This window comes from Frankia sp. CoBUL1 (assembly GCF_978021245.1).
In genome coordinates, this window is the sequence record NZ_CDXDOS010000072.1 from 1 (window position 1) to 7,779 (window position 7,779).

The 7,779-nt window shown below is 70.2% G+C and carries 9 protein-coding genes; 5 read left to right on the forward strand and 4 right to left on the reverse strand.

Annotated elements, in window-relative coordinates:
- Nucleotides 1-662, reverse strand: a 662-nt coding sequence (locus AC08OX_RS07975) for a hypothetical protein (RefSeq protein ID WP_476607219.1), incomplete at its 3' end; no start/stop codon positions are given.
- A 309-nt stretch (nt 663-971) separates the two neighbouring features.
- Between AC08OX_RS07975 and AC08OX_RS07980 the strand changes: the two genes are divergently transcribed.
- The 4 genes from AC08OX_RS07980 to AC08OX_RS07995 all read left to right on the forward strand — a co-directional run bounded on the left by AC08OX_RS07980 (nt 972) and on the right by AC08OX_RS07995 (nt 5,240).
- Complete coding sequence (locus tag AC08OX_RS07980; RefSeq protein WP_011438798.1) at nt 972-1,499, forward strand: peptidylprolyl isomerase; 528 nt, start codon at nt 972-974, stop codon at nt 1,497-1,499.
- Nucleotides 1,500-1,655: 156 nt separating this feature from the next.
- A complete protein-coding gene (locus tag AC08OX_RS07985; RefSeq protein ID WP_476607220.1) occupies nt 1,656-2,735 on the forward strand; it encodes a rhomboid family intramembrane serine protease in 1,080 nt (359 codons plus the stop codon).
- A gap of 159 nt (nt 2,736-2,894) precedes the next feature.
- Nucleotides 2,895-4,802: a glycoside hydrolase family 15 protein gene (locus AC08OX_RS07990; protein ID WP_476607221.1), complete on the forward strand. Its 1,908-nt coding sequence runs from the start codon at nt 2,895-2,897 to the stop codon at nt 4,800-4,802.
- Nucleotides 4,803-4,880: 78 nt separating this feature from the next.
- Complete coding sequence (locus AC08OX_RS07995; protein ID WP_023840019.1) at nt 4,881-5,240, forward strand: hypothetical protein; 360 nt, start codon at nt 4,881-4,883, stop codon at nt 5,238-5,240.
- Between the two features lie 36 nt (nt 5,241-5,276).
- On the opposite strand, the gene AC08OX_RS08000 is transcribed toward AC08OX_RS07995, so the two are convergent.
- Together AC08OX_RS08000 and AC08OX_RS08005 are read right to left on the reverse strand one after the other, a co-directional pair.
- Nucleotides 5,277-5,699 carry a RidA family protein gene (locus tag AC08OX_RS08000; protein WP_476607222.1) on the reverse strand — a complete coding sequence of 141 codons (423 nt, stop codon included), beginning with the start codon at nt 5,697-5,699 and terminating at the stop codon, nt 5,277-5,279.
- A 135-nt stretch (nt 5,700-5,834) separates the two neighbouring features.
- Nucleotides 5,835-6,098: a cell division protein CrgA gene (locus AC08OX_RS08005; RefSeq protein WP_476607223.1), complete on the reverse strand. Its 264-nt coding sequence runs from the start codon at nt 6,096-6,098 to the stop codon at nt 5,835-5,837.
- A 430-nt stretch (nt 6,099-6,528) separates the two neighbouring features.
- On the opposite strand from AC08OX_RS08005, the gene AC08OX_RS08010 reads away from it, so the two are divergent.
- Complete coding sequence (locus tag AC08OX_RS08010) at nt 6,529-7,305, forward strand: DUF881 domain-containing protein (protein WP_476607224.1); 777 nt, start codon at nt 6,529-6,531, stop codon at nt 7,303-7,305.
- On the opposite strand, the gene AC08OX_RS08015 is transcribed toward AC08OX_RS08010, so the two are convergent.
- Nucleotides 7,302-7,779: glutamine amidotransferase-related protein (locus tag AC08OX_RS08015; protein WP_476607225.1), on the reverse strand; the 478-nt coding region annotated here is incomplete at its 5' end. The genes AC08OX_RS08010 and AC08OX_RS08015 overlap by 4 nt on opposite strands.

Here is a 7,779-nt window from a genome sequence, read left to right on the forward strand (position 1 = left end):
GTGGCGGTGGTGTCAAGCGGCACGGGTTCGGCGGTGGTGGCCAGGCTTTCCTCCGTCTGGGCCAGGTACCGCCGCACCGCGGCGGTCCCCGCCGCACCCGCGCCGACGAGGGCGAGCGTGAGGAACCCCCGCCGCCGACGGCGGTGCACCCTCGCGATCTTGGACTCGGCCTTCGCCAGCCGCTTTTCCAGGATCTCCTGGGCTTTGTCGGCCTGCAGGCGCGCCTTGGCCTCGCGCTGCACCGCGCGCCGGGAGCGATGCTTCTCCGCCCGCAGCTCGGCGGCGGCCCGGGCGCGTTCGGCGGCGAGCTCGGCATGCGCCCGGGCCTTCTCGATCCGCCTGGCGGTCCGACCGGACACGGCGGTGGCTTTGCCGACGGCCCGGCCCGCGGCCTTCCCGGCCGCCTTCTGGGCCGACGCACCGGTCTTGGTGGCCGTGCTGGAGGCGTCGGAGATCCGGTGCGCCACGCTGGCGCCCACATCCCTGGTGGCCGACGCGGCCGATCCGGCCGTACCCCCGGCCTTGCTCGCCGCCTTGTGAGCGATCGTGCCGGCGCGGTCGGCGGCGCTCTTCGCGGTGTCGGACAGCCCGCTAACCGGCACCGTGTCGGCGACATGTGACAGTCTGTCCTTCAATAGTCTGTCCTTCAATATCGTACTCATGGTGCCCTCTCGTTGAGCCGATGGTCGAGGCGTCCGACCATCGAACTGGTGGTGTGCCCAGGTATCGGTGTGGTCAAGATCTGTGAAGTGTGCCGTACCCCGTCGGCGGGCTTCTCCAACGCGTCAACCCTCCGTAGGGTGCCACTAATGCTTGGGTGACATGTCTGGGCTGTGCCCTTGGGAAGGTGTACCCGGTGCGAACCTCGGTGATGGAATTCCCCCGCGGCGCCCGGCGCATACGATCGAGACCCATCCGGACGCCGGCTGACCAGACACCCGCAGAGATCGATCTGAAGAGAAGAGAGGCTCATGGCCGAGGAGCTGTACGCGACGCTGCGGACGACTCAGGGGGACATCGAGATCCGCTTGTTCCCCGACCACGCTCCCAAGACGGTGCGGAACTTCGTCGGCCTCGCGACCGGCACGCAGGAGTGGACGGACCCGGAGACCGGTGCCAAGAAGACCGGCACGCCGCTGTACAGCGGAACGATCTTTCATCGGGTCATTCCAAACTTCATGATCCAGGGCGGTGACCCGCTGGGCTCCGGTCGAGGCGGTCCGGGCTACCGGTTCGCCGACGAGTTCCATCCGGACCTGACCTTCAACCGGCCGTACCTGCTCGCAATGGCGAACGCCGGACCGGGGACCAACGGCTCGCAGTTTTTCGTCACGGTCGCGCCCACCGACTGGCTCAACCGCAAGCACACCATCTTCGGTGAGGTCACGCGGGGAACCGACGTGGTGGATGCGATCGCCAAGGCGCCGACCGGGGCGCAGGACCGGCCGAAGTCCGACATCGTCATCCAGGAGATCGTGATCGACCGCCGGTCCGCCTGACCGGCCGGTCACCGCCTCGAACCCGGGAGTACGGCGCATGAGAGCTCCAGCTGCGCGGCGTGCGCGGTCGTCGGCCACCGCATGCGTACGGGTGGCCGGACGTGGTCACGTCAGCCGTACCCCTCCGGCGGCGACGCCGGCTGCCGGGGCGGCGCGGTGACGGCGAACCCGCCCGTCGAACCGCCCACGGATGACCAACCGGGCGGCCCGGAGCAGCGCCCGGCTGGATCGGACCACCCGGTGGCCGAGCCGGGGTGGCGACCCACGGTCGGCCCGGCGCCCGGCTGGTCGGGGTGGACTCCACCTTCCGGTTCCGGCGGTCCCCCGCCGCCCACCGGCGGTTTTCCCGCGGGCGGTTTTCCCGCGGGTGGTCCTCCCGCCGGCCGGCCGCAGCCACCCGGCGCCGCGATGATCCCGCACTGCTACCGTCATCCGGACCGGGAGACCTACGTCTCCTGCCAGCGCTGCGGCCGGCCGATCTGCCCCGACTGCATGCGCCCGGCGGCGGTCGGCTTCCACTGCCCGGAGGAGGGCGACCGCTCCACGCCGCAGCGCCGAACGCGGACCACACTCGGCGGCCCGGCTCAGGTCGCCCGGCAGGGGCTGGTCACCCAGATCCTCATCGGCCTGTGCGTCGCCGCCTACATCCTGCAGGGCGCGCCCGGGCTGACCGGCCGCGGCACCTTCAACCGCTTCACCGGCGACTTCGCCATGATCGGAATCCGGATCGCGGCGGACGACCAGTACTATCGGTTGCTGACCGCGGCCTTCCTGCACGCTGGCGTGCTCCACATCCTGTTCAATATGTACGCGCTGTACCTGCTCGGGTTTCAGCTCGAGGCGATCCTCGGGCGGGCTCGGTACCTCGCGCTGTTCGTGGCGGGGGCGCTCGGTGGGAACACCCTGAGTTACGTGCTCGGTGACGGGTTCACCGTGTCGGTCGGCGCGTCCACCGCGATCTTCGCGTTCTTTGCCGCCTACTACATCATCGCCCGCCGCCTGCGGGTGGACTCCCGGCAGATCCTCATCGTGCTCGGGATCAACCTCGCCATCACCTTCTCGTTCAGCAACATCGACAAATGGGGGCATCTCGGTGGGCTGGCTGTCGGTGCCGTCATCGGTCTGATCTACGCCTACGTCCCGCCCCGCCGGGTGCTGCTCCAGGCGGGCGGGGTCGCCGCCGTGCTCGCGTTGCTGTTCGCCGCCGTGATCATCAAGTCGTCGACACTGGTGTAGCCCGACAGCCCTGGTCGCGGGGGCGAGGACGGCCGCGACGCTTGCACGCCGCCGACTAGCGGCTACCATTCGCTTTCTTGTCAATACTCATAGTAGCGATCTACGTGTGGTGGCGATAGCGTGATGGATGCCGTGGCACGGCGCGGGCAGGGGGATCAGATGGCACATTCACCGGTGCGGCGCAGCGGGGGCAGTCCCTTCCCGCCGATCGCCGAGTACGGATTCCTGTCCGACTGTGAGACGTCCTGTCTCGTTGCCCCCAGCGGCAACGTCGAGTGGATGTGTGTGCCCCGGCCCGACGCCCCGAGCGTCTTCGGGTCGGTGCTGGACCGGTCGGCCGGGGGCTTCCGTTTCGGTCCCGAGCGTACGCAGATCCCGGCCGGCCGGCGTTATCTCCCCGGGACGAACATTCTCGAGACCACCTGGCAGACGCCGAACGGCTGGCTCATCGTCACCGATTGCCTGGTGGTCGGGCGCTGGCATCGCACCCACAAGCGTTCGAACACGCACCGTCGGACGCCGAGCGACTGGGACGCCGACCACGTGCTGCTCCGGCTGGCTCGCTGTGAGCACGGCTCGGTGGATCTCAGCCTGGTGTGCGAGCCGAACTTCGACTACGGCCGTGAGCCCGAGTCCTGGCAGTACGAGGGAGAGGATTACTCCTCCGGCGTGATCAGCCATGCGGGCACCAACGTCACGCTGCGGCTGCGTACCGACCTGCGGCTCGGTTTCGACGGCCGGCGGGCACTGGCTCGCACCACGCTGCGGGAGGGGGACACCGCGTTCGTCGCGCTCACCTGGCGCCCGGAGGAGCCCCTGCTTCCGGACACCTACCTGCAGGCGTGCGTCGCCGTCGACCGGACAACGGAGTTCTGGCGCCAGTGGCTGTCGCGGGGAATGTTTCCCGACCATCCCTGGCGGCGCCATCTGCAGCGCAGCGCGCTCGCGCTGAAAGGACTGACCTACGCGCCGACCGGTGCTCTGCTCGCCGCCTCGACCACCTCGTTGCCGGAGACCCCGCGCGGCGAACGGAACTGGGACTACCGGTACAGCTGGATCCGCGATTCCACCTTCGCGCTGTGGGGCCTGTACACCCTCGGGCTGGACTACGAGGCCAACGATTTCTTCTCGTTCATCGCCGACGTCGCCGAGAACGATGACGACGACATCCAGGTGATGTACCGGGTGAGCGGCGAGCCGAAGATCGACGAGGAGGTCCTCGGTCACCTGTCCGGCTACGAGGGAGCCTACCCGGTACGGATCGGCAACGCAGCGGCACTGCAACGTCAACACGACGTCTGGGGCGTCGTTCTCGACTCCGTGTACCTGCACACCAAGTCCCGTGACTACCTCTCCGAACGGCTCTGGCCGGTGCTCGTGCGCCTCGTCGAGGCGGCGGCCACGCACTGGCGGGAGCCGGACCGCGGGATGTGGGAGGTGCGCGGGGCGCCGCAGCACTTCACCGTGTCCAAGATGATGTGCTGGGTTGCCCTGGACCGGGGTCGGCGGCTGGCGCAGATGCGGGGGGACGCCAAGACGGCGGCGCGCTGGCGGGCCGTGGCGGAGGAGATCCACGCCGAGGTGTGCGAGAAGGGTATGGATCATCGCGGTGTGTTCACCCAGTACTACGGATCGAAGGCGCTCGACGCCTCACTGCTCCTGATTCCGCTGCTCGGGTTCCTGCCGGCGGCCGACGAACGCGTGAAGGCCACCGTGCTCGCGATCGCCGACGAGCTGACCGTTGACGGGCTGGTCCTGCGCTACCGCACGGAGGAGACCGACGACGGGGTCTCCGGCACCGAGGGCGCCTTCCTGATCTGCTCGTTCTGGCTGGTCTCCGCCCTGGTGGAGATCAGCGAGCTGACCCGTGCCCGGCAGCTGTGTGAACGGCTGCTGAGCCTCGCCAGCCCGCTGGATCTCTATGCCGAGGAGATCGATCCGGTCAGTGGCCGCCATCTCGGAAACTTCCCCCAGGCGTTCACCCATCTGGCCCTGATCAACGCGGTGATGTACGTGATCAGGGCCGAGGACGCCGAGGCCTACGCCCGGCCGTCCCCCTCGACCTGATCGTGCAGGCCGGTCCTGGGACAGGTGGCCACGGCGATCAGGCGAACCCGAGCGGGTTGTGGCATTAACGTGGGAGCTGTGGCCAGCCTGGAGGTTGTGGACAAGCGGGTCGAGGTCGTCCTGCGCGGGCTTGAACGGATCGGCGCGGTGCGTGGGGACGTCTCCGTGCGGCTCGACGAGGTACTCGACGTACGCCTGGCGGCGGATGCGTTCGCGGAAGTGCACGGATGGCGGGCGCCCGGGACCGGACTGCCGCGCGTCATGGCCCTCGGAACCTGGCGGTCGCGGGGCGGCAAGGAGTTTGTCGCTGTCTACCGCGGCCGGCCCGCGGTCGTGGTGGAGGTCCGCCCGGGTGGCGAGTTCCGGCGCCTGATCGTCACAACCGGCGACGCCGAACGCGCCGTGGCGCGTCTGCGCAGGGCGGTCATCGCGCGCTGACGGTCCCGGATCCGGACCCGGCGTCAGGGCCGGCCGTCAGTCGGACCCGAACCCAGCCCCGAACCCAGCCCCGGACCCAAGGATCGCCTCGGCTTCCACTTCGACGACCCAACGCTCGTCGAGTAGTCCCGCAACGACGACCATCGTGGCGGCTGGGCGGATCGCGGCGAACAGCTCGCCGTGGACGGCGCCGACGGCCGGAGCGTGGGCGGGATCGGTGATGAACATCCGGGTACGGGTGACGTCACCGAGATCGGTGCCCGCCTCGCGCAGTGCGGTGCGGATGATCTCGAAGCACCGCCGGGTCTGCAGCTCAGCGTCCGGTGGAACCGTGTCGTCCGGCCACACCGGCCCAGTCCCACTGACGAACACGCGTTCGCCCACGCGGAGCGCTCGGGAGAACCCGATCGTGGCTTCGTAGGGTGAGGAGCCGGAAATCTTCTGGCGTTCAGGATACAACAGGATGCCCTGGGTAATCGGTGATCAAGGTGGAGGTATCCACACTTGTGGACAATGGTTGTGGATGAATAATACGGCTGGAAGCTCTTGCGGTTGTGCCGGGCGTGGCCATCGGGCGTCTGGCGTGCGGGCCGGCTATCGCCACTGGGTCGACACGGCCAGTCCGACGACGACAAAACCAAACCCGATAAGGCTGTTCCAGCCGCCCAGCCCCTCCATCCCCAGGACGCCGCCGTTGGAGAAGTAGTAGACGAGCAGGTAGGCGATCCCGACCAGGAAGAACGCGAGGATCAGACCGCCGAACCAGGGCGGGGACGGCGGCTTCCGCCTGCGTGCCGACGCGCCCGCGGTGGTGGTCGGGGTTGGCTTCTTGGGCTTGCGGCGTCGTGACTCGGGCACTGCGGAACTCCTCGATGGCCGTGCGTGGACGAGAGCGGCGACCGTCGTCGCCGTCCTCGTCCGGCCATCGGCGGTCTCGCGCTGGGTACCAGCGTAGACAGGGTGTCCGTGGAAACGCCGTTGCGTACCGGCCGGCTGGATTCACCTCCGGTCGGGGCCCGGGCGACGCCGACGTCGCGGCCGGTGCCGGGACGATCAGACCGATGTGGCATCGAGAGCGCCATCGGCCGCGTAGCCTGCGCGGGAGGCGATACCTCCGACGCGGCGGACGGATCGCCCGGCCGGGCTGGTTGTGGCATGGTCGCGTGCCGCCCCCGGCGATTCATCGGCATGCATGGGTGAACCGTTCAGCGGGGCCCGAGGGAGATTGGGGACGACGGTGCACGGCTGGCTATGGCCCTGGCCCTGGCCGGGGAGCCGGTCGCGGCGGGTGATCTGGGCGGTGTCGCTGTTCTGGGCCGGCGTGCTGTCCGGCGTCGTGCTGTCCGGCGTCGTGGTGCTGGACGGCGGCCCGTTCGATCGGGCCGGCCCGCGGGACACCGCCGCTTGGGCGGCCCAGGAGCGGGCGGGAGTCGCGCAGGTTGTCGACGAGGAGGCGGGCTGGGTGGCCGACCGCCGCGCCGGGCTGGACGCCGCGTCGCGGCGGCGCGCGACCACGGCGCAGGCCGTCCCGTCGGGGGCACCGGGCTTCGCGCTCGGGACCGATGCCGCCGCCCGGTCCCTGGTCGAGTTGCTGGCCGGTCCCGCGGGGTTGGCCCCGGTGCGCGGGCCGGCGCTGACCGTCGAGCTGGACGACGCCCCGCGGGAGGGCCGGGGCGGCCCGTACGCCCCCGGCGTGCCCGCCCCGAGGCCCGACGATCTCATCGTGCACCAGCAGGATGTCCAGGCGGTCGTGAACGCGCTGTGGGCCGGCGGCGCCGAGGCGATGAGCATCATGGACCGCCGGGTGACGGCACTGACGGCGGTCCGCTGCGTCGGGAACACTCTTCTGCTGCACGGCGAGGTCTTCTCCCCGCCGTTCCGGATCACGGCGATCGGGGAGGTCGCCGCGCTGCGCTCCAGCCTGCGGGCCAATCCGCAGGTCACGATCTACCGGCAGTACGTCGACGCCTACCGGCTGGGATACCGCGTCGAGGAGGCCGCCGACAGCCGGCTACCCGGCTACGACGGGCCGATCGACCCGTCCGGCATCGCCAGGCGCGGCTAGGAAAACGCCGCCGTCCGCAGGGTCTCGACCTCGGCGGACAGCCCCGGCGCGAGCCTGCGCGCCGCGCCGCCGTCGCCGCACTGGTCCAGCCAACGGGCGAGGATCAGGTGGCCGCCCTGGGTGAGGACGGACTCCGGGTGGAACTGCACGCCCTCGAGCGGGAGCCGTCGATGGCGCAGCGACATCACCACGCCGCTTTCGGTCCGGCCAGTCACCTCGATTTCCTCGGGAAGGGTGTCCTCCTCGACGGCCAGCGAGTGGTAGCGGGTCGCGACGAACGGCGACGGCAGGTCCGTGAGAACGCCGGTCCGGTCATGGCGGACGACCGAGGTCTTGCCGTGCAGCAACTCCGGGGCGCGGTCGACGGTAGCGCCGAACGCGACCGCGATCGCCTGATGGCCCAGGCACACCCCGAGCAGCGGCATGCCGCCCGACGCGCAGGCTCGCACCATGGGAATGCTCACGCCGGCCGCC

What these genes read in the sequence shown, in the direction of transcription:
- AC08OX_RS07990 (WP_476607221.1), top strand. Translation starts at nt 2,895, where the DNA reads ATGGCACATTCACCGGTGCGGCGCAGCGGGGGCAGTCCCTTCCCGCCG.
- AC08OX_RS07980 (WP_011438798.1), top strand. Translation starts at nt 972, where the DNA reads ATGGCCGAGGAGCTGTACGCGACGCTGCGGACGACTCAGGGGGACATC.